The following is a 25792-nucleotide window of genomic DNA, read 5'->3' as shown; positions in this document are numbered from 1 at the left end:
TAAACGTTTCCCCTAAATTATGCTTTATAGCTTAGCTTACCAATAGCTTATACCCTTTTCCATGAACATTGATGATCTCTACCTTCGGATCGTCTCTAAGATATTTTCTCAGCTTGCTTAGAAAAACATCCATACTTCTTCCGTTGAAGTAATTATCATCATGCCATATTTGAAGTAATGCTTCTTCCCGAGTGAGTACGTCGTTCATTTTAAGACATAGTAATCGAAGCAATTCTGCTTCCTTTGTACTTAGCTTTTGTTGCTCTCCTTTTCTGTTAATGACCTGACTTTGATAATCAAAAACGTATTCTCCTATATTGAAGATTTTTGCTTTCTCTTCAGGACTCCCGTCCTGATTACCAACTCTTTTTAACAAAGCATTTATTCGCAATAAAAGCTCTTCTATACGAAAAGGTTTGGTTATGTAATCATCTCCGCCCAAACCAAAAGCTTCTGTCTTGTCTTCCAGCATCCCCTTAGCGGTTGCAAAGATAATCGGCACCGTTGAATTGATCTTTCTGATATCTTTACCAAGGGAAAGGCCGTCTTTCTTGGGCATCATTACATCCAATATGCAAATATCGAATTCGTTAGAAGTAAAGGCTTTTAAACCCTCTTCGCCATTTTTACATAACTTAACATCAAACTTGCCTTTTAAAGAAAGGTAGTCTTCCAGAATCGCTCCCAAATTGGGATCATCTTCCACTAAAAGCACTCGTTTTTTAGTCATATTTATAAGATATAAATCTTAATTCAAATTCAGAACCGACATCCTTTTCACTTTTCACACTTACAGAACCACCCATCTTTTTTACCATCATACTCACATAATTCAGGCCAAGACCAAATCCCTTAACATCATGAACGTTTCCTTTGGGAACCCTATAAAACTGATCGAATATTCGGTTTTGTTGTTCTCTGCTCATACCAATCCCCTTATCCGCAACCGTCATGATCAGTTCTTTTCCTTTGTTATAAGTTGTAATAGTGATTTCCGGGTTATCGCCTCCATATTTATTCGCGTTATCCATTAAATTATAAATTACATTTGTTAAGTGCAATTCATCGCCCATAATCAATGGAGAGGTAGCCTCTAGTTGTAAATCTACGTTGGCGTTATTCTTCTGCAGCTGTAAACTCATACTATCTGTAACACCAATTATTAAATCATGGATATTAACCGGAACATTCTCCAGTTTGAAATCATCTCTTTCTATTTTAGCAATATTCAGAACTCTTTCAATATGATCTCCAAGCCGCACATTTTCGTCATAAATAACCCCAGCTAGTCGCTGCACCCTTGCCTTATCTTCATTAACTTCCGGATCTTTCAAAGCTTCGCTGGCAATCATAATGGTTGCAACGGGTGTCTTGAATTCGTGAGTCATATTGTTAATAAAGTCTGTTTTCATTTCAGAAATTTTCTTTTGGCGTATGATAGAGAATATGGTGAATGAAAAACAGCCGAATAAAACCAACAGTAAAGCCCCCGAAGATACCAAAACGGTATCCATGTTACTCAATATCAAACTTTTTTTATCAGGGAAACTTACCTTCAGTATCCCCCCGTCCCGAACCATATCTCTTGGAAAAAGTGCGGTTTTATATACATTCTTTTCTGAATCAGGATCTGTGAGATGTCTTTGACTTGCGAAAACAATCCGGTTGTTATTGGTCACAACGGTGTAATTGAACTTCATTAGGACACCATTGTTAGCAAGCTCCAGAATTAATAGGGAATCTAAAATATGTTTCTGAATTCTTTTAGTTAGCGGAATATTTACCCTCTGGTATTCGGAAGCTATATCATCAAAGAGATCTCTTCTATTCTTTAAACTCTCTAAAGAATCCAGGTAAAGTTTCACTTCTTTAGCTTTTTGTTTCTGAAGCAGTTCCTTCTTATTGGCCTCTTCTAACTGTTTAGGGGAAATACTGGACAGATAGTTAGGCTTTCCTAAAGTTTTTACCACCGGCCCCAAATTAGGATCAACAACAACATATTGTTTAATCGAATCGATTACAACGTTACCTATCTTTTTCGAAAATTTATGGTTTTTTGTTGGTTGATATGTTTCTTTAACCACTTGCCTGTATCCAAATTCGTCTACTATTTCCTCAAAATCGTAACGAACATTTGCCGTGTTCTCTACAAAATCTGTTTTTATAGGGCCGTTGTATACCAGAATATTTGGATATCGGTTTCTTAAGAGGCTATCCCTCACTTTAAACAAACTGTCAGACTTGGCCTGATCGGCTTTAAGCTTTCTGATAAAAGTTAGCGTAGGATCTTCTTTTCTACCTTTATTGTCCTCATTTCTTGCTAGTCGCAATTTTTCTTTTAAGCGACGCTCCTCTTCCTCTTTCTTTTCAGAATCAGCCCGCTTTACCAAAAACTCGGCGGCTTCACTTCTCTCAATCTTCAAGGCCACCGTTTTCAGCGCATCATTTACCGACTGATCAAAAAGTTGCGATTTTAAAACATAAGATTCCTTAAGGAAATAATACTGCATCGCTATCACTCCCAGCATAGCCAAACTCATCAAGCCAATAATAAAACTTATGCTTTTTCGCTTCATACCCAATCAAATATAAAAAAAGACAGACAGGTTAAGGTATTGGTTTAACATAATTTAACAAAGAAAAAGCGGTCACCGTTGGGATAGGCGCCGCTTTTTATCGCATTGTAATCAGAAAATAGGCTAATTTAGAATGGAAGATCGTCATCCTCTCCTGGCGCAGCACTCATATCTACCGGCGGCGCGTATTGTGGAGCAGGAGCAGACATACCTCCCTGACCAGTCAATACATTAACTCTCCAAATTTGTAATGTATTGAAATAGTTTTTTCTTCCTGTTTTAGGATCTGTCCACGGTCTTCCTTTTAAATTGAAAAAAACCTCAACATCATCTCCAACTTTCACAGGGTCCATTAAAGAGCAACGATCCTGAATTGCTTCAAATTTTACGTACTCTGGATACTGTGGATTTTCTGCAATTTCTAAAACCAACTCTCTTTTTCTAAATGTTTCGGTAACATTCATTACTTCCGAAACCTCATGAACTTTTCCTTTTATATCCATCTCCTAAAGGGTATTTAAAAAACTTGGCTCAAATCTCTATATTTTTATCGTTAATTTGCACATTCTTATGGCGCAAGTTTTCAACACTCCCTCAAAGGTTATCATAACCTGTAATAAAAGACTGGCTTCTTATCTGGAAGATGAAGTCAAAAATTTAGGATTCAAACCTGTCAGAACTTTTCCTACGGGCGTAGAATTAAAAGTAAGTATTAACGAATGTATCAGGCTGAATCTCAATCTAAGATGTGCCAGTCAGGTACTGTATAGCTTGAAGGAATTTAAGGCAGACACCCCTGATGAATTGTACCAAAAAATCACCGGTATAGAATGGGAAAAACTGATAGATTTCAGTGGCTTTTTTGCGGTGACTTCAAATGTGGATAACCCAACCATAACGACTCCATTATTTGCAAATTTAAAAGTGAAGGATGCAATTGCGGACAGGATTAAGTCGATCCACAAGATCAGACCGAACTCTGGTGCGGATTACTCTAAAACTGTTGTTCATCTTTACTGGAAAAATGACAGGGCAGAAATTTTTCTGGATACTTCTGGCGAAACGCTGGCTAAACATAGCTACAGAAAAATTCCTGGAAAAGCCCCAATGCTCGAAGCTTTGGCTTCTGGCACCATATATGCAACAAAATGGGACCGCAAATCTCATTTCGTGAATCCAATGTGCGGGTCGGGAACCTTGGCGATTGAGGCCGCTCTTATTGCAACCAACAGATCTCCGGGCCTTTTCAGGATGAATTATGGCTTTATGCATATTATGGGATATGATGAGGAGGTTTTCTTTGCAGAAAGAAGAAGGCTGAAAGATCAGGTTATTAAAAAAATTGACTTTAAAATCGTCGCTTCGGATATCTCTGAAGATGCGGTAGACATCAGCAGGAAAAATGCAAAAACTGCAGGGGTAGATAGTTTGATAGATTTTCAGGTTTGTGATTTTGCGGAAACTGAAGTTCCCGAAGGAAATGGGGCAATTATGTTCAATCCGGAATACGGGGAACGTTTAGGTGTGCATACCAAGCTTGAAGTTACTTATAAGCGCATAGGCGATTTCATGAAACAGTCCTGTAAGGGCTACCATGGATATATTTTTACAGGTAACCCGGATTTGGCAAAGAAAATCGGCCTTCGTGCATCCAGACGCATCGAATTTTATAATGGAAAATTAGATTGTCGGCTTTTGGAATACGAGCTTTACGCAGGTTCAAAAGAAAAATAAATGTCATCTCATCACATCATCAGGGAAAAGCAGGAGCCCGCTTTGATAATTGCCGATATCCAGGGTTTTGATTTAGAAAATCTGGGACAGTTATTAGAATGGTCACCTACCGTGATTGTTTTTAAAAACGATGTTGAGAAAATCCATTCACTTGGATTAAAAATGGATATTATTGTTGCCGAAAAGGATAACAGTGCAGTTTTTCAGGAACATACAAAGCATATTGAAGCATCTGAAGAATCTTTTTTGGATGCTTCGCTTCTATTTTTAATACAGGAAGGATATTCTGCCGTAAACATTATTACAGGTCATTTCGACATCGATGCTTTATCAAAATATATTGAGAAAATAGATATTGTTCTGCTAAAAAATTCGGAACGAGCTTTTGTTGTAAGATCTGGATTTAGTAAATGGAAATCAGCGGGAGAAACGATTACCGTATTATCCAAAGCAGCAGATTTTCAGTCGGCAGGTTTAAAACAAATTTCCGAAAATTCATATTTAACAGAAAAAGATGGTTTTTATAAACTGACTTTCTCAAATAAATTCATTTTCATCTCTGAAAACTTATGATAACGTTCAGGTTCGCCCGAAAAGAAGATTTAAAGTCAATTAAACAAATAGCAGAGGAAACCTGGTGGCCAACTTATAGTAAATTTTTACCTGAGGGGCAAATAGAGACCATGTTAAATGAGTTTTATACTGAGGATTCGCTGGCTTTGCAAATGGACAACGGACATCATTTTATCTTAGCAGGTGAAGATATCCCACTGGGCTTTGTCAGTTATTCTGAAACGGAAGAACCTTCTATCATAAAAATTCATAAATTATATATCAGTCCGAAGGGACAGGGAAAAGGTATCGGTAAAGCTCTGATTAATAAAGTCGAACAAATAGCAAAGGCCGAAGGCGCTTCTACAATCGAGCTTTTTGTTAACCGCAGCAATCCAGCTGTTGATTTTTACGAGAAAGTAGGTTTTTTAATAAAGAAGGCGATTGACACTCCTTATCATCAATATATCCTGGATGATTATGTGATGCACAAGCCCATCTCGTAATTTCCCATAGTTCTGTCAAAATTTCTGTCTTTTGCCCAAAATCGACAAATTTCTGTCACCCTGTCAATATTATCCTAAAAGAATTTTATTATTATTGGGAAAGATAAAATCGGTTAACGAGGCATTAAGCGCTCTTTTTCCTTCTTTCGGGATTTGCGAAGCACTATAAGGGGAACGATTTTTGAAAAATGAATTTTGATTAATTAAAAAAACTATGGCATTAATTCTTTTTATTGGTATTGCAGTTATCAGTTTTATCGTACAATGGCGATTCAAGAGTAAATTCAAACAATTCTCTGAAGAACCACTAAGTTCAGGCATGAGCGGCGCAGAAGTAGCTGAAAAAATGCTGCATGATAACGGTATTTACGATGTTGAAATTATTTCTGTTGACGGACAGTTAACAGACCACTATAACCCACAAAACAGAACTGTAAACTTATCTCCTGATGTTTATCATGGAAGAAGTATTGCTGCTGCTGCTGTTGCTGCCCACGAATGTGGTCATGCGGTACAACACGCAAAGGCTTACAGCTGGTTACAATTCAGATCGGCAATGGTTCCAATTGTTAGCATTGCATCTAATCTGGTACAATGGGTATTAATGATTGGCGTTATGTTAATGGTTTTTGGTGGAAATCCTTATGTTCTGGCAATTGGTGTTGGGGCTTTAGCAATTACAACTATCTTTAGCTTTGTTACACTTCCTGTCGAGTTTGACGCCAGCAACAGAGCTTTAGCCTGGTTACAGTCTAACAAAGGTATTATGCAGACTACTGTCGAGCATCAACAAGCTAAAAGTGCGCTTTGGTGGGCTGCAATGACTTACGTAGTAGCCGCGCTATCATCTTTAGCAACTTTGGTTTACTATGCTTCCATGTTATTGGGAAGAAGAGACTAATTTAATTTTAGATTTTTTTTGTAAAAAGGGCGGCTGAAAATTTTCAGTCGCCCTTTTTTGATATGCTATAATGAAGGCTATTTCTTCTCTGGCAGCAAGATAAACTGCTTTTGATTATTTGGATTCAAATATTTATTTGCGGACTGTTTGGTCGATTCGTTATTAACCGTCTTCAGGTTATCTAGATAACTCAATACATCCAATGGCTTACCATTATCGGTATAAGCTTTTTGTAAATACTGCAACCAATAACCATTTTCCCTTAAAGCCAGCTCGTATTGTCTGTTTTGAGTTGCTTTAAATTTCACTAAATCATCAGCAGTTGCACCGTTTTTCTTAAGCGTAGCAATTTCATCCTCGGCTGCCGCAATCAATTTATCTACATTAGCAGGCGCACAGCTAAAAGAAACAGAAATACTATATGTTGATTTAGGAATATCATCGTATGACAAAGAAACTCTTGGACTATAAACACCACTTTCTTTCTCTCTTAGTCTTTCCAAAATCTTGAAATCTAAAACTGATTTCAATGCATTCAATTGCATATTTGCTTCCCTACTGTATTCATAATCGCCATGATATACCAATAAAACCGAGGCTTTATCTTCTAATCCTTTATAAACCTTTTTAACTAATTTCCCTTTGGCAGGATAAAAGCCTAAATCTTTGTAATTTGATTTTTCAGCAGGTTTTGCTGGTAAACTGGCAATATAGGTTTTCAGTAACTCTTTCATCTCTGCTTCGTCGAAATTTCCAACAAAGGTGAAGGTAAAGTCTGCTGCGTTAGAGAACAGTTGCTTATAAAAATCCAGAGCCTTGTCTAAACTAATATTTTTAAGCTCGCCCTCTGTAACAACATTTGCCCTTTTGTGGTAATTATTCAGAACAGCGGAGATAGTATCCTGATATACTGAAGTCGGATTAGAAGAGCGGTTAGCCAAAACTGCTTTCGTTTCCTCTATTTGCGTATTGAAGATATTTACATCTTTTCTTGGCTGTGTAAAATACAAATAGATCAGCTGAAATGTAGTTTCTATATCTTTAGGTGATGAAGATCCCTTTATTCCTTCTTTGTAATTTGAGATAAATGGTGTTACCGATAAAGATTTTCCGGTGAGTAATTTACCTAATTGTACAGGATCAAAATTTGCAATACCAGACGCGTCAACTAAACCATCTGCCATTTCTGCTGAACGGAAATCTGCATCAGAAGCTAACGAAGATCCTCCGTTTTTAGATGCTGTGAATAAAATCTGATCATTTTTAAAGTCTGTCGGTTTCAGGACAACTTTTATTCCATTAGATAAATTAAGCTCAGTAACGCCAATTTCTACAACTTTCTTTTCAGAAATTATTTGTCCGGCAGCTGGTTTGTTGGCCATTAAAGGTTGGTCGATTACTTCATCAACATAGGCGGTAACATTTGTCCCTGCATTTTTTATCCAGGATAGAAACTCAGCATCAGTTGGTAAGTTTGCTTTCTCTTTGTCCGGCGCCTGAATGATAGCAATCATATTTTCATCAGTCACCATCCCTGCGGCCAGTTTATTTACATTATTCAATGTTATCTGGTCCATATTGGCTTTATAAAAACTGAAAACAAAGTCTATACTTGGAATAGCCTGACCCTTCAAAAAATTCTCCGTATATGCATCTACATAAACAGACGACTGTGTTTTATCTTTCTCTTTATATTGCTTTTCTATTGCAGTTAACAAGTTTGTTTTAGCTCTTGTAAGTTCGGTTTCTGTAAATCCGAATTTTTTCATGCGGATATTTTCTGCCAGCACAGCTTCTGTCGCATTTTTTAAACCTGTCCCGTCCTTTGCAACAACGAAACTACTAAAGGCATCTGCATTGGCTAAGCCGCCCTGAAAAGCACCGTATGAACTCTGTGCAAAAACAAATGGCGCATTTCCTTTTTGAAGAATTTCATTTAATCTGTTGGACAACATCTCATTAATCAGACCTGTTTCCATTTTCAATAAAAGATCAGCCTCTGTTTTCTCAACAACCTCCTGATGTTTATAAGTAACCGAAGCGACATTATAAGGATACTCGGGATCGGTAACAATTTTAACCAGAGGCTCCTTATTTCCCGGTAAGCCATAGGCCTCTCTGTTCCGCGCATTCTCTGGATTTTTAAGTTCAGAGAAATTCTCTTTTATCAATTGCTCAACTTCGGCAATATCAAAGTCTCCTACAGCTATCACCGCCTGTAAATCTGGTCTGTACCAATCCTTATAAAAACGTTTGATAGCCTCATACTTAAAGCTCTTTAAGATATCTACCTTTCCTATCGGTAATCTTTCTGCATATCTGGAATTCGCCAACAATACGGGTAGAATTTGTTTCGTCATTCTTTCCTGAGCATTTTTACCGCGCTGTCTGTCTTCTTCAATGATTACTCCTCTTTCCTGATCTATTTCGAAATCATCAAAAGTTACGAAGCCCGCCCAGTTGGATAAAATATCAAAACCTTTCTTAAACAAATTGGCGCTGTCCGTTGGCAAAGGCAATTGATAAACCGTCTGGTCAAATCCGGTATAAGCATTTAGATCAGCTCCAAATCGAACTCCGGCCTTTTGCAAATAATTAATCAATTCGTTTTTCGGGAAATCTCTTGTTCCATTAAACGCCATATGCTCCGTAAAATGAGCCAGACCTAGCTGATCATCATCCTCAACAATAGAACCTATTTTATTTACCAAATAAAGTTCAGCCCTGTTTTTCGGTTCAGTATTTTTTCTGATATAATAGGTAAGTCCATTAGACAATTTTCCTATTACTACATTACTATCTGTTGGAATAGCTTTGGAAAGCGTTTGCTGAACTGCTTGCGGACTTTCCACCTTAACCTTTGGAGTACAAGCGGAAACAGCCAATGTTAAGGCCGCAATGGTTATGTATGAATATTTCACCATAGAGATTTTTTAATAAAAGATAGACAAATTTACTTTTTATACAAAGTCAAAAACCAAAGGTAAAAAGTAAAAATCATAATCTATTGTTAGTTAGGATAAACATGGAAAATACCACGATTTTTATTTATTGACTATTAGCGCTATATTTGCCTCATCAAATGGGGTGCCTTGTTTAATTACACGAATAAAGGCTGAGATCATACCCTTCATCATAATGATTATAATTTATGATGAACACCTGATCCGGATAATGCCGGCGGAGGGAATGTAATATTAAAACTAGTGGTTTAACCCCTTTTACCACTTTATGGTTTTATTATTTTAATTAAAAAACAAATTGAAAAAAATGAAATTAGCGATGTTGATCGCTTTCTTCACACCCATTTTCTTGTTTGCACAAGAATCTGTTTTGACGGGTAAAATTACCGATGCGTCTTCATCAGATGTCATGGTTGGAGCTTCTGTTACATTAAAGGACTACAATGTAACAACACAAACAAATGGAAGCGGAGGTTTTACATTTAAGAATTTAAAAAATGGAAGATACCTTCTTCAGGTTTCCTACATTGGGTTTAAGCCTTTAGAAAAAGTCGTTCAAGTAAATGGCAATACACACATTAGTCTTAGCCTGGAAAAAGCCTTATTGCTAGCAGACGAAGTTATTGTAAACGCAACCAGAGCTTCGGCAAATTCGGCAACCACATTTAAGAATATCAATAAAGAAGAAATAGAAAAAAACAACTTTGGGCAGGATATTCCCTATCTATTGAATCAAATGCCTTCCATGGTTGTTTCTTCTGATGCCGGAGCTGGCGTTGGTTATACCTCTATGCGCGTTCGCGGCTCTGATGCTACACGAGTAAATGTCACTATTAATGGCATCCCTTATAATGACGCTGAAAGTCAGGGTTCTTTCTTTGTTAATCTTCCCGATTTTGCTTCTTCGGTTGACAATATGCAGCTGCAAAGAGGTGTTGGCACATCTACAAATGGTGCTGGTGCGTTTGGTGCAAGCCTGAATATCCAAACCTCTGTCCTTACAGATTCTGCTTATGCCGAAATTAACAATGCTGCAGGTTCTTACGGAACATTAAAAAACACCGTAAAAGTTGGTACCGGATTGATCAACGGAAAATGGACTTTTGACGGCCGTTTATCCAGAATTATCAGTGACGGATACATCGACAGAGGTTCGTCCAACTTGAAGTCTTATTACCTTTCTGGTGCTTATTATGGAAAGAAAAGTATTCTTAGAGCAGTTACTTTCTCTGGACAGGAGAAAACCTATCAGGCATGGAACGGTATACCAGAGGCTAAACTGAAAGGTAGCCAGGCTGATTTATTAGATCATTATTACCGTAACCAGGGTGATCTTTATAATACCGTTGAAGATTCTTTGAATCTATTCAATTCTGATCCAAGAAAATTCAACATGTTCAGCTATAAAAACCAAACGGATAACTATACGCAGAACAATCACCAGCTTTTGTATTCTAAAGAAATCAACAACCAATTAAGTTTTAATGGTGCTTTACATTATACTAAAGGCGCAGGTTATTACGAAGAATACAAATACGGACAAAAGTTCAATAAATACGGATTAACTCCGATTACAATTAACGGAACAACAATTAATAAAACAGATTTAGTTAGAAGACGCTGGTTGGATAACCACTTTTATGGCCTAACTTATGCTTTAAATTACCGTCCTTCTAATATTTTCGATTTTGTTCTTGGTGGTGCATATAACGAGTATAAAGGAGAACATTTTGGCGAAGTCATCTGGGCAAGATATGCATCACAAACAGAAAACGACTATCGTTATTATGATAACGACGCTACGAAAAAAGACTTCAACGTTTTTGGAAAGGCAACAGCTAAATTTAATCAACTGAATCTTTTCGCCGATTTACAATACAGAAGAGTAGATTATACTTTTGTTGGAAAAGATCATAATGGAGTAGACCTTGAACAAAATGCGGTATCTAATTTCTTTAATCCTAAAGTAGGTGCAACTTATCAATTAGATGAAAAAAGTAATATTTATGCTTCTTATGCCATAGCGAATAAGGAACCTAGCAGAAAGGACTACACAGAGTCGTCTACAAACAGCAGACCAAAACCAGAGCAATTACATGATATTGAGCTTGGATACCGATATTTAAGAAACAATGTTACTGCCGGTTTGAATCTATTCGGCATGTTCTATAAAGACCAGCTGATACTAACTGGAGAAATTAATGACGTGGGCTCTTATGTTAGAAGCAACGTAGACGATAGCTATAGAATCGGAGTTGAGTTCGATTCGAAATGGGCGGTATCACCTAAATTCTCATGGGGCGTAAATGCAAGCTTAAGCGATCATAAGATTAAAGAATTTCATGAATTTTTTGATGAATACGATGCCAATTTCGCGCCTATTGGACAACAAGAAAATGTTTACAAAAACACCAATATTGCTTTTGCACCAAAGTTCATAGCTGGAAATGAGTTTGCTTATAAACCTTGCAAAGGTGTAGAAGCGGCTTTTATTTCTAAATATGTAAGCAAGCAATATTTGGACAATACCTCAAACGAAGCTCGTAAATTAGATGCATTTTTTGTAAACGATATCAGATTGGGATATCAGTTCCAAGCTTTGGGATTAAGAAATATTGGTCTTGCTTTACAAGTAAACAATATATTCAACGAGAAGTATGAGAGCAACGGTTATACTTATGGATATATTTTTGATGGGAATCTGGTTACAGAGAACTTTTATTTCCCTCAGGCAGGTACTAGCTTTATGTTTAGCTTGAATGTGAAGTTTTAAAAAAGAGGCGCAGGCAGTGTTTTACACTGCCTGCGCCTCTACTTAACCCGACTATTTAGCCCTTTATTTAAAACTATATTTACCCGGTAAAATTTCATATTGTAGCAAATCTCCCGTATTAGGTAATTTCTTAACCGTTTTATATTTACTTATATCAATAATATCCTGAGGTTTTAACTGTAATACCCCAACACTATTAGGAGGTACCACAACCTCCAATGATAATTGTTTTCCAATTCTCTCCCAATTAACTTCAATACCTCCCACAGGAGATTCAAACTTAGTTTGAGCGCTCTTAATTTCAGTTGCCTGATAAGCTGGTGGTCTTATTATAAAATGCTTAAAACCGACATAATCAGGATGCCTTCTAATTCCACCAATCCCATCAATAAACCATGCTCCCGGATATAAATACGAACTGTGCAATAAAGAATGCCCTGGCAAGTCCTTTTCCCACATTTCCCAAATTGTAGTCGCATCGTTATCTTTCATATAACCCCAACTTGGATATGTTTTCTTTGAAGTTATAGAATAAATAAGATCATCTCTGCCTTCATCTCTCAACAATTTAAACAATAGCGCACCTCCTGTAATTCCCGCATGAATATGGCCTTTTCTAACCTCAAGAATTTCTTTTTCTAGGCGTTTAAGCACTTTCTCTCTCAATTCTTTAGGAGGAACTTCTGCCAATAATGCCGCAGCAAGATTTGACATAGTACCATCAGAATAGCTATAATCGTTTTTATTATAAAACATTTCATTAACAGCTTTTGACGATAACTCCGCTTTTTTCTCCCAAATAGCCGCATCATCGTTCTTACCTATAAGCCGAGCTACTTTTGCCGCAGTTCGCAAATTGAAAATGTAATAAGAGTTGTTTAAGCATAGATTCTGGGGCGAGTCATTATTCATTCCCTCTGCTGTAGCATTAGGCCATAACCAATCTCCCAGAAAATCCCATTCTCCTCCAAATCTTCTCATCAAATTTCCTTCTACATGGGTGTCTAAAAATGACAGCCAGCCTTTCATCATTTCAAAGTTCTTTTCCAAAACTTGAATATCACCATAATGTTGATACATAAACCATGGCAAAGTAATCACGATACCACCCCACGCTGGTCCTCCACCTCCCCAAATAGTTGGTGCTGTATGAGGTATTACACCATTATTCAAGATTCTGCCACTTGTAACATGCTTTCTTGCATAACTGGTATCAAGCATATCTCCAACCATAGACTCTGTTCCCTGCACATCTCTCCAGTCTTCCATCCATTTGGTGTAAAATGCGCCCATTTGATAATTAAACATCCCCGTTTCGCTGGTTGCATGCGCATCTCCTCCGTAGCCCATTCTTTCTCGCTGTGGACAATCTACAATAAAACCGCCTAATGAGAGATTTTCGAAAGTCCATTTTATACGATCATACATCCAATTTTGCAAAGTGTCTGAACTTTGAAAACTGGATGCGTTCTTAAAGTCCGTTCGCACCATCCATCCTTTAACATCTTCAGCTGTCAATTCTTTTTTCAACCCTTTAACAGTAATCCATCTACCAGAACTATAGTTAAAACGGTTTGTAAAAGTTCCCGTTCCGCTTTGATTAAGCACATAGGCACTATGCAAACCAAAGGTCATGTTATTTTGCTCTCTTTCTGAGTATTGAAATTTAATGGTATCTCCCGGAGTTCCGCTCACATTTACCTGAGTCCATCCGGCGAAGTTTACTCCCATGTCTACTCTATAAGAACCGTCTTTTCTTTTTTTTATGTTAACCGGTTTTATTTCTTCAAAAACTCTATTATGTTCTACGGCTTGAGAAGATAATATGAGTTTAGTTGGATATACAATTGACGGCTTCCACTTACTTTCATCACATTTTATTTGGTTCCATGATTTATCTTCAAGTCTGGCATCCCAAATCTCGCCACCCATTCGCTTAAAGTCCCATTTACCCAACAATTTATTAGGACTTGGTTTAGTTTTCCAGGTCTCATCAGTAGAAATACGGGTAATAGGCCTTATGTTAAACGATGGATTGCTTTCTTCATAAACAGCAACCTGTGCTTTTACTATTGGAGTAAGCGGACGGTCATCGTTTAAAATGTATCCGGGAAATATAGACCAGGATGTGCCCAACCAAACAGCAATTACATTTTTACCTTTTACAAGTTTATCTGCAATATCATACGCAATATATCTCGCTCTTTTGGTATGATTAGAGACCGCTGGCGCTAAAACATGATCTCCAATACGCTCTCCGTTTACATAAACTTCATGATAACCAACAGAAGCCACAAATAAAGATGCTTTCCCCGGTTTTTTATTTAATTCGAAAGATTTACGAAACCATGGATCAGATATATTGTTTGTAGACGAAGATTTATCGTACAGTTCATCACTTCCAATCCATTTTGCAGACCAATCTTTTTGATCAAACAAACCAGTACTCCAAAAGGCCAGATCACTCCAAGCAGATTCTCTGCCTTTTTCGTCCTTAACTTTTACTTTCCAAAAATAAGTACGATCTGAAACAAGGGCTTTTCCTGAATAATCAATAAGCTGCATTTGATCCGATGTTACCCATTTTGTATCCCAAACATCACCCTGAGATTTTTCTAATAAATCTACACTTGACGCTACAATTATTCTATATGCAGTTTGCATTTGACCATACTCGGTATCTCGAACAGGTTGTAAAACCCAGCTTAGACGAGGCTTTTCTAAATCTAATCCTAAAGGATTTTCGAGATATTCGCATCGAAGTTGAACAGGTTTAATAGACCCTGTTTTTTGCTGAGAAAAAGCCTCTACTACGCATAATAATATTATCAAAGGCATTAAAAAAATATGCCTATGTATATTCTTCATATTTTTTAAATTGACATTATAACTAAACAAAGATTAATAATGAAGTCTAAAACTCTACAAAAACCGCATCTCCTGCTTTTATTGAAAAATTAAGTTTATTGTTAGCAGGCACCTCTTCTGTTGATACATTATTTCTCCAAACCTTTACTTTACCAACCGTATTTTTAAGAGACAGTGTTACATTTGCCGCTTTGTCTGGATTTAATGTCGTTATTAAAACTTTATTCTTTCCTTCTTTGGATTTAAAACAGCCAACAACATTATCGTCGCCAGATACCGCAACAACTTCCCCAAATTCAGATAAAGGCTCATACATATTATATGGCTTAACAGCTGTTTGGATTACACCCTCTGCATGACAGTTCAGCAAGATTTTTCCAATGGCATTGATATCCGAATTCAATTTCTTTACATAATCATAACGAACTGTTTTTTCTCCGTTTAAACCAATCAAAGCTTCTCCAAAATTTTCACTACCGCTACCGGGTGACCAATAACAAAAATATTGTATTCCTTTGGCTCCAAAAGCGAGATTTGACCATACCTGCCAACGGATATCTGCTTCGCTTGGCTCTCTCTTATCCGGTACTCCTGGCGTTCCTGAGATAGACAGGGTTTGAACAAATGTCCAAAAAGGAATTTCCTTGAATCTTGATTTTGCTCTGATAAAATCCAAATTAGAATAATAGTCTTTGGCTATTGTACCGTCTGTTAATAAAGGATAGCTATCATAAGACAAATAATGTGGAGACATTGTCTGCATCCATGAGTTGATATAGTCTGCATAACTGGATGTTTGAATTCCGCCGGTTGCATAAGATGGGAGTAAATTAACATGCCAAAGTTTATCAGGATAAGTTTTCTTTAAGGCGGAAGCAAATGCTTCAACAGCATTAAAAAGCGGTTTTCCTGGCTCATCCATTAATAGTTCTCCTACAAAAGCGGGATGATTAGCATAGGGCTTTATTCCATTTGTAAATTTTGTTAATAAAGCCGCGTCTGGATTTTGAGCATATTTTTTTATATCATCAGTAACGGTTGCTCTATTAGCGAAATATTTTAGTCCATGAGTTTGACAATGGTCTAACACATTTAAAATTCTACTGTTGCTGTTTTCGTAATGATAAAAACCATTTACAAAATTTATCCCGCAATCCTTTATCCTTTTATATTCGTCACTAGTCTGATTATTGGCAGGGGGGGTAACCCATAAGCCTATCGCTATTTCGTTAATATTTAAGATATCATACTTGTTCTCTGTTGTTGTGCCGCCGTTATCATCTTTAGATCCTTCAGCATTTTTTTTACATGCAGAAAGAACCTGCATCGCACTTAACATGATTACCATTAATAAAGCCTTCATACTATCTATACTTAAGTATTTTCAAATTAATTAAACTCATTTTCAGGAAGATTATATCCTTTTTCTTTCCATTTGTTCACAAGAGGCTTAAGATTAAGCAAAAACCTGTCATAAGACCTATATTCTTCCTTTGTCCAGCCTAACTCAGCATAAGCTGCTATTCTTGGAAATATATGATACTGAATTGCTGCCATATCTGAAATCCATTCTGTCCATAATTGACAGCCTAACCCAATTACTGAAGATCTTTCATATCCTTGCGGAACCACTTGAAGTGAATAAGATTTTTTAAGCGGTAACTGATCGTAAGAATAGTTCAGATAGGTATCTTCATGATAAGAATTGACAACTTTATAGTTATTGTCTAAAGCATATTTTAAAATATCCTTATTCCCTGACCAAAACTGAACAATGGCATTTTTTGACAATTGCTGAGTTACTTTCCCTGTATCCTTTTGCCAAACGTGTGTATCTACGCCCAATATTTCGCTCCACCCGATAATACTTTTCCCTAGCTCTTTCTCAACGTAATCACTTATCTCATTGGTAAACTTCACTTGAACATCTTTATAATTTTTCAAATTATTTTCCGTCATGTATTTGGTGATGTTTTCTGAGGCTTTCCATTGATTATGTTTTACTTCGTCCCCTCCTATATGAATATATGGTGCCGGAAAAAGCGAACTAACTTCTGCAAGTACATCTTTAAAAAATTGAATGGTTTTCTTTGATGATGGGTCAAAAACATTTTCCATAACTCCAAAACGGGTAGGCACTTTGATTTTTTGATCAAGTGTCCCTAGCCACGGATAAGCCGCTATCGCCGCGGAAGCGTGTCCTGGCATACTAATTTCTGGGATTATTTGAATACCTCTATCTCTTGCATAAGCAACTATTTCTTTAATGTCGCTATGACTATAATATCCTTGATGAAGTTTTCCGTCAAATTTATTACTTTGATACCTTCTAAGAAACTCATCATATGCTGGATCTCCTGTTTCTCCCGGCACTTGCAGCGTTGGGTCTTCAATTTGTGTACTATCTCTCTTAGCTCCAATTTTAGTTAATAAAGGATATTTTTTAATGTCAATTCTCCAACCCGCATCATCTGTTAAATGCCAATGAAACGTGTTCATCTTTAAAGCCGCCATTTCATCTAACAAATTCTTAACAACTTTTTTCCCGTGAAAATATCTCGCTTCATCCAACATAAAGGACCTCCAAGAAAACCGCGGCTCATCAATAATTTCTACTCGAGGTAATTTTTTATTAGAAACAAGCTGTTTCAATGTTTGCAAAGCATAAAAATGACCTTCTTTACTTGAGGCTTTTATATTTATAGCGTTATAATCTATATTTAAAACATATCCCTCTTTATTGGTTATTTCTGGAGATATTAGGAAGGATAATTTAATACCGCTCTTATTCTGTAAAATCCCAAAATCATGTTCTAAAGAAGAGTAAGTTTGTTTTTTAATCAATTCACCTCCAACAACGTTAACCCCTTTAGAAAGGTCACAAAAACCCTCATATATTTGTACCTTATTTGGGTAGGGTATAATATTTAACCTGTCTTTTGCTCCAAATACCCACAGTATACTGCAGAAATAAAAAAAGACTAATAACTTTATTTTATGCTTCATCATTTTATTCTAGTTATAACCTGGATTCTCCTCTAAATTTTTATTTTGCCCTCTTCTGGTAACAGTTATTGGGAAATAATAATTTCTGGCAGGAAACATAGGATCTACTTCCCCGTCAATTTTATCATGTATCAGAACCTTATATTTTTTTGTGCTATAGTCTAAAACATATTGAATTCCACTAAACGATCTGCTTAATTTTGTTTCTGCCTGACGCCATCTTCTTAAGTCCCAATACCTATGATTTTCAAAGGCCAACTCTACCTGTCTTTCTTTACGAATTTTATCCATAGTAATAGAAGAAAGCTGTTGCACACCTGCTCTGGATCTAATTTCATTAACTGCCGTTAATGCATCATTGACTTTAGACAATTCATATGCTGCTTCCGCAAAATTCAGATAGGTTTCGCCTAATCTAAAGATCGCATAGTCAGTCCGGGACTCCATTAGCCAAACCATATTATCTGCAGAGGGATCTAAATACTTCATAATACCAAAACCTGTATTAGAAATACCCGTAGAAGCATGAAAATAAGATTGATCGCCAACTGCCGGCATCCCCTTATAAGACGCTGTAAAATTTGTAAGCAATGTCCCGTTTTCAGTAATTAGACCATGATGAAAGTTTATAGTATCCTTACCAAAATTACTTGCAACAGCATCTCTCCATGGCGTTCCATTAGTCCATATAGAAGCATAAAATCTAGGGTCTCTATTTTTCCATAATTCACCCATAGTCCATAATCTCGATTGAACATAGTTTCTATCAAGTGTTCCAGAAGTGCCATCTATATAATCAAAGGCTTCGATTAATTCTAAATAAGGTGCTTGATAATTCCCTTGTCCCCAAACAGACGGTCGAGGTGCATGACAAATATCCCAAGACCATGTACTTGTCCCACCTCCCGGATCAAAACTTTTTCCGCCATGCTGTTTAGCCATAATGATTTCAGAATTCCTCTTTTTAAGAAAAATATTCTTGAAATTTTGTACTCTACCTTCTAAATCATTTCCTCTAACATCTTCAGTATACAACCTATAAGGAGAATCTTCGATTATAGATTTAGATGCATCATAAGCTTTTTGGAAATAAGATTGAGATAAATTTGATGGTAACCCTGTTAATTTATTGGCATTTAATGTTCCATATTTTGCTATACTTCCTGCAAACAGCGCGGCTCTAGCATGTAAAGATAATGCGGCCCATTTATTCGCTCTACCATATTCATCCTGGACGGAAGGTAAGATTTCAGAAATCTCTTTAGTCTCACTAAGAATAAAGTCCCATAATTCTTGCTCTGTGTTTCGTTTAGGATACAATAAATCTTCTGGCGAATCTAACTGAGGTACTGTGGTTAACAAAGGAACTCCCCCATACCGCTTAACCATAGCGAAATAACAGAATGCTCTCAAAAATCTAGCTTCGGCGACTCTAATAGCTTTATTTCTTTCACTCAAAGGCGAAGAGGGAACTCTCTCAATAAATTCATTAAGGTTTCTTATTGTATAGTAAGAGTTTTCCCACCATTCCATAACACCTCCCTCTGCAGATATACCAAATATTTTTTCTGCTAAAACATTCGTCCACGCTCCAGAAGTATATTTTGCTTCATCGCTAATCTCAATAGACAATCCCGGACCAAATGTCTGAGCACTATTTCCAAACCAGTATCTCAGGTTTCCACTACGAGGATCTCTATTTGAAGGTGATCCTTCCCAACTCGTAAATACTGTTGTAGCATCGTTTATCATTACCGGAGTATATGCATATTGAGATAGTAAGAATGCATCTATTAAGGCTGGATCTTTCCATACTACTGCGTCTGTAAATCTATCAAGAGGAGCTTTATCCAATAAATCATCTTTACATGAACTAAATAAAGTCCCAAATAAGACAATTACAATATATATCTTTTTCATATCTAATCTGTTGTACTAATAATTTAAACTTAGACCTATGCTAACAGTTCTTTGCTGTGGATAATAATATGCTGCGCTTCCTTCCGGTGCTTCCGGATCGACACCCAACTTAGATAAATTTGTTATTGTAAAAAGGTTACTTCCTGCCGCATAAACCCGTAGTTTACTCATCTTTAATGACTTTAGTATTCTATCATTAAACTCATAGCCTAAAGAGAGACTTCTTAATCTTAAATATCTTGTATTATGATTTCTATAGTCTGAATACCACCAATTGGCAACATTTTTACTTCCAGGCCTTGGAACTAATGCATCCGAGTTGTTTTTTTCGCTAGTCCACCTGTTGTCATATTTAAGAGTTGTTGGAGCCGTCTCTAAATCTATGTAAGTAGTATAGCCCCAAGCTCCTTGAAAAACACTATTTAAATGGAGGCTTTTATATGAAACATTAAATAACAGACCCGCCATCCAATTTGGGACTGTGCCTTTACCTATTTCGATCCTGTCTTTCCAATCAAGCTTACCATCTCCATTAAGGTCTACATATTTTACGTCCCCAGGACGGATACCGTCATTACCTCCCAGGTCAACATAAGTATATGGCAAAGCTCTGATTTCATCCATCGACGTAAATAACCCATCTGAAACATAGCCCCATCTTTCATCTGTCCATTTACCTTGTACACCATTAATCCTTTTAATATCAGCATCTACATAATCGGGTTCATCATACTTCACCCATTTGCTTCTGGCCCAAGAAATATTTCCAGAAATATCATATGACACCTGATTAATTTTCCCCTTCGTTCCCAATTCAAACTCAAATCCTCTTGTATCTATGCTATTCATGTTTTCCAGAGGTAAGGCCGCTCCAAAACTTGATGGCACAGAATTAACCCGATATCCGGGTATACCTTCTCTTAAACGGTAAAACCCCTCTACCGTACCATAAATTCCGCTATTAAAAAGGGAAAAATCTAAACCCACGTTATATATTCCTAATTTTTCCCAAGAAAGGTTTGGATTTGCCAAGCCGGTCAAATAAAGTCCCTGCTTTATTTCATCTCCTAAAATGTAGGACATGTCATAAGAATATCCTGCGTAATATTGGTAGTTACCAATCCCATCATCGCCAGATTGTCCGGCACTTGCTCTTAGCTTCAAGTTGTCTACTTTGGTTGAGTTCTCCAGGAACTTTTCTTTAGACAATACCCAACCTACTGAAACACTCGGAAAATACCCCCATCTTCCATCTTTAGGAAATTTTGCAGACGCATCCGCCCTAAATATTGTTTCAATTAAATATTTTCCTTTATAACCGTAGTTAAAACGCCCAACATAGCTTTTTCTGGCCATTTCAGAAGCAGACCCATTATTTGACGCAGTGTTAGGATCGCCAACAAAAAGCTGATCAATTACTTCCGAAGCCAAATTACCTCGCTGTGTATCAAAACTTTCATTATTATAATTTATTCTTTCATGAAGCAACATACCCGAAAATCGATGGTCATTGTTGAATACCCTATCATAAGTAAAAGAATATTGTTGGGTAATATCACTGGAATTATACGATCCTAAATAAAGCATTGTTGGGTTAGCAGACTTCCTTTCAAAAATATATTCATCGGTAGCCGCCCTGTAAGAATAAAAGTTTGGTTGTTTTCTAAAAAGTTTTGAAAAACCTGTACCGCTATTATAATTTATAAAAGCTTTTGCCTTAAGCCCTTCGATACTTTTAAACTCATAAGTCAAAGCAGAATTAAGTCTCAGGCTTTTATTCGTATTCCTACTATAACCTGCCAATCCTTTATTAGATACAAAAACAGCATTTCCAGTGGAAGTTCCTGCATAAGACAACATAGTCGGATCTGGTAAGGTTAAAGGATACTTAGGATCACTTTCATATAAAGAATTGTAAAAATTAGAGTGACCTAGATTCATAGAGGTAAAGTCTCTAAGTTCACCTATGTAGTTGAAACTTGAAGACAATAATAACCTATCTGTTAATTTAGCATCAAGACTTGTCTGAGTGTTTATACGATCATAAGCTCCGCCATCCTTTCTGGCAATCGTTGTTTGTTTATTATAACCTACGTAAGAATAAAAGTTTACTTTATCACTTCCACCACTTACGGAAATATTATGATTTTGCTGTGGAGCCCAAGATCTTATTGCAGCAGAAAACCAGTCTGTATTTAAATAATTAGGGTTCGTCCCTGAATAAAACTCTTCAATGTCTGACAACTTCCAGGGAATTTGCGATGCGGGTAAACCTGCATTTATATGCGCCTCACGTTCCCATTCTGCCCGTTGTCCTGAACTTCCCGTAGCAATCAATGCGGTGGAATTCTGCATGGTCTGAGAAGCATTTGCTATAACGGTTACTTTTCCTTCTTTTCCTCTTTTTAAAGTCACCAGTATAACTCCATTTCCAGCTCTTGCACCATAAACAGAAGCAGCACCATCTTTTAGAATAGATATTGATTCTATCTGGGAAGCATCAATATTGTCAAAATTAGTTTCAACCCCATCTACAATAACTAAAGGACTACTAAATCCTCTAATACTTAATTGCGAACCATCAGATCCCGGAATTCCAGAAGTTTGCTTAGTTCTAAGTCCAGGTAATTGCCCCGTTAATGCATTTGTAACATTTGTAATCGGGGCAATAGTTAAATTTTCAGTCTTTAAAGTAGAAACAGATCCCGTAAGATTGGCCCTTTTTTGAGTTCCATAGCCAACAACAACCAGTTCCTCCAAAGCATGAACCTCTTCTTCTAAAACAATTTTGTAGGCAGAAATTCCTGAAAGGGTAAGAACTTGCATTTTATAGCCCATAGCAGAAACCAGTATTTGTCCTTTTTCTGGAACCTCTATACTAAATTTACCATCTATATCAGAAATTGCTTTTTGTTTTCTGTTTTGTACCTCTATGATAGCTCCAATTATTGGTTGCTGGTTAGCATCCATAACAGTTCCTTTTATAGAAATCAGCTTTTCAGTATCAGAGACACTGCTAGTTGTTTTTTTCTTTGATATGATTATATTCTTCGCTTGAATCTGGTAAGTAATCTCTTTTGAACGGAAAGCCTCGTCCAGAATTTCATTGATTGTGGCATTACTTTTATTTACAGTAACTCGTGTTTTACTTACCTGATCATCCAAAATGAAAAAAGAATATTTAAAATCCTTTCCCAATCTATCAACCAGCTGTTGAACGGTAACATTATTCAGTTGGATACTCGCTCTCAACTTTGTTGCCCCTGCCTGAGCCTGAACATCCGTTAGATGCAGAAACAACAAGCAGACAAACAGGCCTAATTGCATAATTGTCTGTTTAAAACTATTGACAATGCTTTTTTTCATAAAATTTATTTAGGGTAATATTTAATCACTTTCTATAGAAAATTTAGAGCAAATCGCTCCCATTTTGTGCAAAAACACAATTCAAACACTAGAGACTAGCGATTAATTTAGTATGAAATTTTAAGGTTGATTTTAAAGGCTTTTATAATAAAAAGCTCTTTATTATTTGCTCATAATTCGTATATGATTAGCATCATCAGTAACATAGCTAAACTTCAACTCTCCTTTTAAAGCATCAAGAATATTCTCTAATGGTTCATCAACCAAAAAAGAAGCAGAAACTATATGATTTGCCAATTTGCTATCCCTTATATTAATTTTCTTATTATAGATAACTTCAAGCTTATTGACTAATGTTTCAAATGAAATTCCTGAATAATTAAATCTCCCAGAAACCCATGCCGTATTTAATTGAACATCGCAATTATATTTCTCATATTCAAATGTTTCTACATTATACCTTAGCTCCTCATTAGGACGAAGAATCTTTTCACAATTATTTGATGTAAATAATATGGATCCTTCCACTAAAGTTGTAATCACATTGTGATCTTTCGATTTAACATTGAAACTTGTTCCTAATACCTTAGTTTTAGTTCCTTTAGTCTCGACCACAAATGGCCGATACTTATCTTTGGATACAGAAAAATAAGCTTCCCCTTCCAACTTCACATTTCTATATTTATCACCAAAATCAGAATCTATTGTAATAGAACTATTTTTATTCAATGTCACCTTAGAACCATCTGTTAAAAGATATTCAACGGGTATAGTTTGAGCAGCATAAGTAAACGCATTTCTTGATGAAGAGTTATTTTCTACTATATACAGTATTAATGCCGAAGTGGTTATAAAGAACAAAATAGCAGCAGCAGCAATAATTCTCAAAGAACTCAATCTAACTGTAGTTACAGTACTGGCAGACTTTATTCTTTCCATTATTCGATCTCCAACTTGTTCTCTCTTCTCAATTGCATGATATTGAATATCGGCATTCCAGTATTCTTTTAGTTGATTATATCTTAAATTATAATCAGGATTCTGAGAAAGAATTTGAAAAAACTCTTCCTTTTCCTTTTCTGAAACTTCCTCAGAAAGTACTTTTGAAACCAATACCGAAAATCGATCTTCCATAACAATTAAAAAACAACACTTCTTTTTATAAAGACTCGAGCTTATAACCAATCCCCTAATTTACACATTTTATTTATCCTCTATACAACGTATACACATCGCTCTAGCTCTCGGAGATCCATTAATTTGATATACTGCTCCATTTTGATAGGTTGTTAAAAAAGCAAAACCTTCTAACGAACTATTAAACCACAAATTACCAGAAAAAGCTGTGGCATCTAAACTTCCGTTAGCTTCACGATAACCGGTATATGGAAAAATATTATTTTGATTATTATATAAAAACAGAAATCCTCCGTTTTGAGCTGTATTAAAATGCGTTTTTTCTAAGCCTTCCGTAATTTCCTTGGCAGGCACTTTATAACCTAGCGGACAAGGGTCATAAACAGTTTTTGTACCTAAATCATTAGTCCAAAATAAAGTGCTTCCGTTTTCTTCCCAATCAACACCTGCACTTTTAATAAATGATAGCGGTTTTTTTATGGAATAAGCAAGCGTTTTAGGTCCGGCCTCAAATTGAAAAGCCGGATTTTTCCCTGCCAAGTCAATTAGCAAAACCTCACTTGGGGTACCAAAACTAGTAGAAGCAGTAAATGGATCCTTACGGCCGAATTGATATTGTAAACCTATTGCACCTGCATCTTCAGGGTTTTTGTTAATGGCTCCTAAATTTCTGTCCATAATTTTGGCTCCAGAAGGCAATGTAATCGTGCCTATTGCTTTTAAATCTTCTACTACCCAGATATGCCAAGACCATTTTATTTCATTACTTGCGTTTTTTACAGCTACCACAGCATTACCATTTACATTTCCTGCTGAAACAACGACTTTGGCAGAAGCACCTGTACCAACAATTTTTACATCATCAATAACGTCATAATTATCCATCCACAATAGTTCTGCTGTTAAGGTTTCTGTCGATGATATTTGTGTTCCTAAAGAGGTTTTGTTCGCTCTTGATACCGGTATTACTAACGCATCGTCAAAAACTGTCAAATAACTATTTGATTCTGCTAAAGCGGTTAGTGTTTTTGTAGCTATTTCTAGCGTCTTTCCATAAACTGTTTTACCTGATTTTGTCTTTGCATAAGCCCTCACATAGTAAACTTTTTCTGGGTCTAAATCTTTTATTTTAACAGAATATTCTCCTGTTGCAACGTCTATATCCGCAACAAATTTACCGCCTTCCACGGTAGGATTATTTTCAGCCCCCCAACAAACCCCTCTTTCATTTATCGGTTCTGAACCCGATATTACACCTCCAGTCTTAACACTTACTGCTGTTAAATTAGAAACTGCAGCGGTTTCGATTTTTAAATCTACAGACGATCCGCCATCATTGTCTGATTTTTTACACCCTAGAACAAAGAGCATTATAACACATGTTAGTAATAATTGATTTTTCATGTTTACATTTTTTATTGGTTAACTTTATTTAAAATTTTTTCATTTTATTTGAACATAGAAATCCCTATTCATCAACTGTTATGAGT

The 25792-nt window shown here is 36.4% G+C and carries 16 protein-coding genes; 5 read left to right on the top strand and 11 right to left on the bottom strand.

What is annotated here, in order from left to right:
• Positions 1-31: 31 nt before the first annotated feature.
• The 3 genes from PEDSA_RS15655 to PEDSA_RS15645 all read right to left on the bottom strand — a co-directional run bounded on the left by PEDSA_RS15655 (position 32) and on the right by PEDSA_RS15645 (position 3079).
• Entirely contained in the window at positions 32-730 is a 699-nt protein-coding gene (locus PEDSA_RS15655) for a response regulator transcription factor (RefSeq protein ID WP_013634138.1), read from the bottom strand.
• Positions 723-2576, bottom strand: coding sequence for a sensor histidine kinase (locus PEDSA_RS15650; RefSeq protein WP_041537116.1), 1854 nt, complete (start codon positions 2574-2576; stop codon positions 723-725). Before PEDSA_RS15650 ends, PEDSA_RS15655 begins: the two co-directional genes overlap by 8 nt.
• A gap of 128 nt (positions 2577-2704) precedes the next feature.
• Entirely contained in the window at positions 2705-3079 is a 375-nt protein-coding gene (locus PEDSA_RS15645; RefSeq protein ID WP_013634136.1) for a DUF3127 domain-containing protein, read from the bottom strand.
• A 67-nt stretch (positions 3080-3146) separates the two neighbouring features.
• Between PEDSA_RS15645 and PEDSA_RS15640 the strand changes: the two genes are divergently transcribed.
• The 4 genes from PEDSA_RS15640 to PEDSA_RS15625 all read left to right on the top strand — a co-directional run bounded on the left by PEDSA_RS15640 (position 3147) and on the right by PEDSA_RS15625 (position 6269).
• Complete coding sequence (locus tag PEDSA_RS15640; protein ID WP_013634135.1) at positions 3147-4310, top strand: THUMP domain-containing class I SAM-dependent RNA methyltransferase; 1164 nt, start codon at positions 3147-3149, stop codon at positions 4308-4310.
• A complete protein-coding gene (locus PEDSA_RS15635; protein ID WP_013634134.1) occupies positions 4311-4883 on the top strand; it encodes a hypothetical protein in 573 nt (190 codons plus the stop codon).
• Positions 4880-5368, top strand: coding sequence for a GNAT family N-acetyltransferase (locus PEDSA_RS15630; protein ID WP_013634133.1), 489 nt, complete (start codon positions 4880-4882; stop codon positions 5366-5368). Before PEDSA_RS15635 ends, PEDSA_RS15630 begins: the two co-directional genes overlap by 4 nt.
• A gap of 214 nt (positions 5369-5582) precedes the next feature.
• A complete protein-coding gene (locus PEDSA_RS15625; protein ID WP_013634132.1) occupies positions 5583-6269 on the top strand; it encodes a zinc metallopeptidase in 687 nt (228 codons plus the stop codon).
• Positions 6270-6346: 77 nt separating this feature from the next.
• Here PEDSA_RS15625 and PEDSA_RS15620 read toward each other — a convergent pair whose 3' ends face one another.
• Complete coding sequence (locus PEDSA_RS15620; RefSeq protein WP_013634131.1) at positions 6347-9193, bottom strand: M16 family metallopeptidase; 2847 nt, start codon at positions 9191-9193, stop codon at positions 6347-6349.
• A gap of 346 nt (positions 9194-9539) precedes the next feature.
• On the opposite strand from PEDSA_RS15620, the gene PEDSA_RS15615 reads away from it, so the two are divergent.
• A complete protein-coding gene (locus tag PEDSA_RS15615) occupies positions 9540-12005 on the top strand; it encodes a TonB-dependent receptor (protein ID WP_013634130.1) in 2466 nt (821 codons plus the stop codon).
• Positions 12006-12068: 63 nt separating this feature from the next.
• Here PEDSA_RS15615 and PEDSA_RS15610 read toward each other — a convergent pair whose 3' ends face one another.
• From PEDSA_RS15610 to PEDSA_RS15580, 7 genes are all read right to left on the bottom strand, one after another.
• Entirely contained in the window at positions 12069-14873 is a 2805-nt protein-coding gene (locus tag PEDSA_RS15610) for a family 78 glycoside hydrolase catalytic domain (protein WP_013634129.1), read from the bottom strand.
• Between the two features lie 46 nt (positions 14874-14919).
• Complete coding sequence (locus PEDSA_RS15605) at positions 14920-16236, bottom strand: beta-galactosidase (protein WP_013634128.1); 1317 nt, start codon at positions 16234-16236, stop codon at positions 14920-14922.
• Positions 16237-16262: 26 nt separating this feature from the next.
• Entirely contained in the window at positions 16263-17882 is a 1620-nt protein-coding gene (locus PEDSA_RS15600; protein WP_085999935.1) for a beta-N-acetylhexosaminidase, read from the bottom strand.
• Positions 17883-17888: 6 nt separating this feature from the next.
• Positions 17889-19799, bottom strand: a complete 1911-nt coding sequence (locus PEDSA_RS15595; protein ID WP_013634126.1) for a RagB/SusD family nutrient uptake outer membrane protein — start codon at positions 19797-19799, stop codon at positions 17889-17891.
• 15 nt (positions 19800-19814) lie between these two features.
• Positions 19815-23165 carry a TonB-dependent receptor gene (locus tag PEDSA_RS15590; protein WP_013634125.1) on the bottom strand — a complete coding sequence of 1117 codons (3351 nt, stop codon included), beginning with the start codon at positions 23163-23165 and terminating at the stop codon, positions 19815-19817.
• A gap of 162 nt (positions 23166-23327) precedes the next feature.
• The gene (locus tag PEDSA_RS19695) at positions 23328-24299 is read right to left on the bottom strand and encodes a FecR family protein (protein WP_013634124.1); all 972 of its coding nucleotides are present in this window, start codon (positions 24297-24299) and stop codon (positions 23328-23330) included.
• Between the two features lie 69 nt (positions 24300-24368).
• The gene (locus tag PEDSA_RS15580) at positions 24369-25706 is read right to left on the bottom strand and encodes a hypothetical protein (protein WP_013634123.1); all 1338 of its coding nucleotides are present in this window, start codon (positions 25704-25706) and stop codon (positions 24369-24371) included.
• Positions 25707-25792: the final 86 nt, after the last annotated feature.

Source organism: Pseudopedobacter saltans DSM 12145, from assembly GCF_000190735.1.
GTDB lineage: Bacteria > Bacteroidota > Bacteroidia > Sphingobacteriales > Sphingobacteriaceae > Pseudopedobacter > Pseudopedobacter saltans.
The sequence above is the reverse complement of the archived record's forward strand: the minus strand, read 5'-3'. Positions and strand labels throughout refer to the sequence as shown.

Excerpts from the sequence above, each read along its gene's own strand:
- PEDSA_RS15600 (WP_085999935.1), bottom strand. The coding sequence starts at position 17,882 with ATGATGAAGCATAAAATAAAGTTATTAGTCTTTTTTTATTTCTGCAGT.
- PEDSA_RS15605 (WP_013634128.1), bottom strand. The coding sequence starts at position 16,236 with ATGAAGGCTTTATTAATGGTAATCATGTTAAGTGCGATGCAGGTTCTT.
- PEDSA_RS15580 (WP_013634123.1), bottom strand. The coding sequence starts at position 25,706 with ATGAAAAATCAATTATTACTAACATGTGTTATAATGCTCTTTGTTCTA.
- PEDSA_RS15640 (WP_013634135.1), top strand. The coding sequence starts at position 3,147 with ATGGCGCAAGTTTTCAACACTCCCTCAAAGGTTATCATAACCTGTAAT.
- PEDSA_RS15610 (WP_013634129.1), bottom strand. The coding sequence starts at position 14,873 with ATGAAGAATATACATAGGCATATTTTTTTAATGCCTTTGATAATATTA.
- PEDSA_RS15635 (WP_013634134.1), top strand. The coding sequence starts at position 4,311 with ATGTCATCTCATCACATCATCAGGGAAAAGCAGGAGCCCGCTTTGATA.
- PEDSA_RS15595 (WP_013634126.1), bottom strand. The coding sequence starts at position 19,799 with ATGAAAAAGATATATATTGTAATTGTCTTATTTGGGACTTTATTTAGT.
- PEDSA_RS15625 (WP_013634132.1), top strand. The coding sequence starts at position 5,583 with ATGGCATTAATTCTTTTTATTGGTATTGCAGTTATCAGTTTTATCGTA.
- PEDSA_RS15590 (WP_013634125.1), bottom strand. The coding sequence starts at position 23,165 with ATGAAAAAAAGCATTGTCAATAGTTTTAAACAGACAATTATGCAATTA.
- PEDSA_RS15630 (WP_013634133.1), top strand. The coding sequence starts at position 4,880 with ATGATAACGTTCAGGTTCGCCCGAAAAGAAGATTTAAAGTCAATTAAA.
- PEDSA_RS15620 (WP_013634131.1), bottom strand. The coding sequence starts at position 9,193 with ATGGTGAAATATTCATACATAACCATTGCGGCCTTAACATTGGCTGTT.
- PEDSA_RS15645 (WP_013634136.1), bottom strand. The coding sequence starts at position 3,079 with ATGGATATAAAAGGAAAAGTTCATGAGGTTTCGGAAGTAATGAATGTT.
- PEDSA_RS15615 (WP_013634130.1), top strand. The coding sequence starts at position 9,540 with ATGAAATTAGCGATGTTGATCGCTTTCTTCACACCCATTTTCTTGTTT.
- PEDSA_RS15655 (WP_013634138.1), bottom strand. The coding sequence starts at position 730 with ATGACTAAAAAACGAGTGCTTTTAGTGGAAGATGATCCCAATTTGGGA.
- PEDSA_RS19695 (WP_013634124.1), bottom strand. The coding sequence starts at position 24,299 with ATGGAAGATCGATTTTCGGTATTGGTTTCAAAAGTACTTTCTGAGGAA.
- PEDSA_RS15650 (WP_041537116.1), bottom strand. The coding sequence starts at position 2,576 with ATGAAGCGAAAAAGCATAAGTTTTATTATTGGCTTGATGAGTTTGGCT.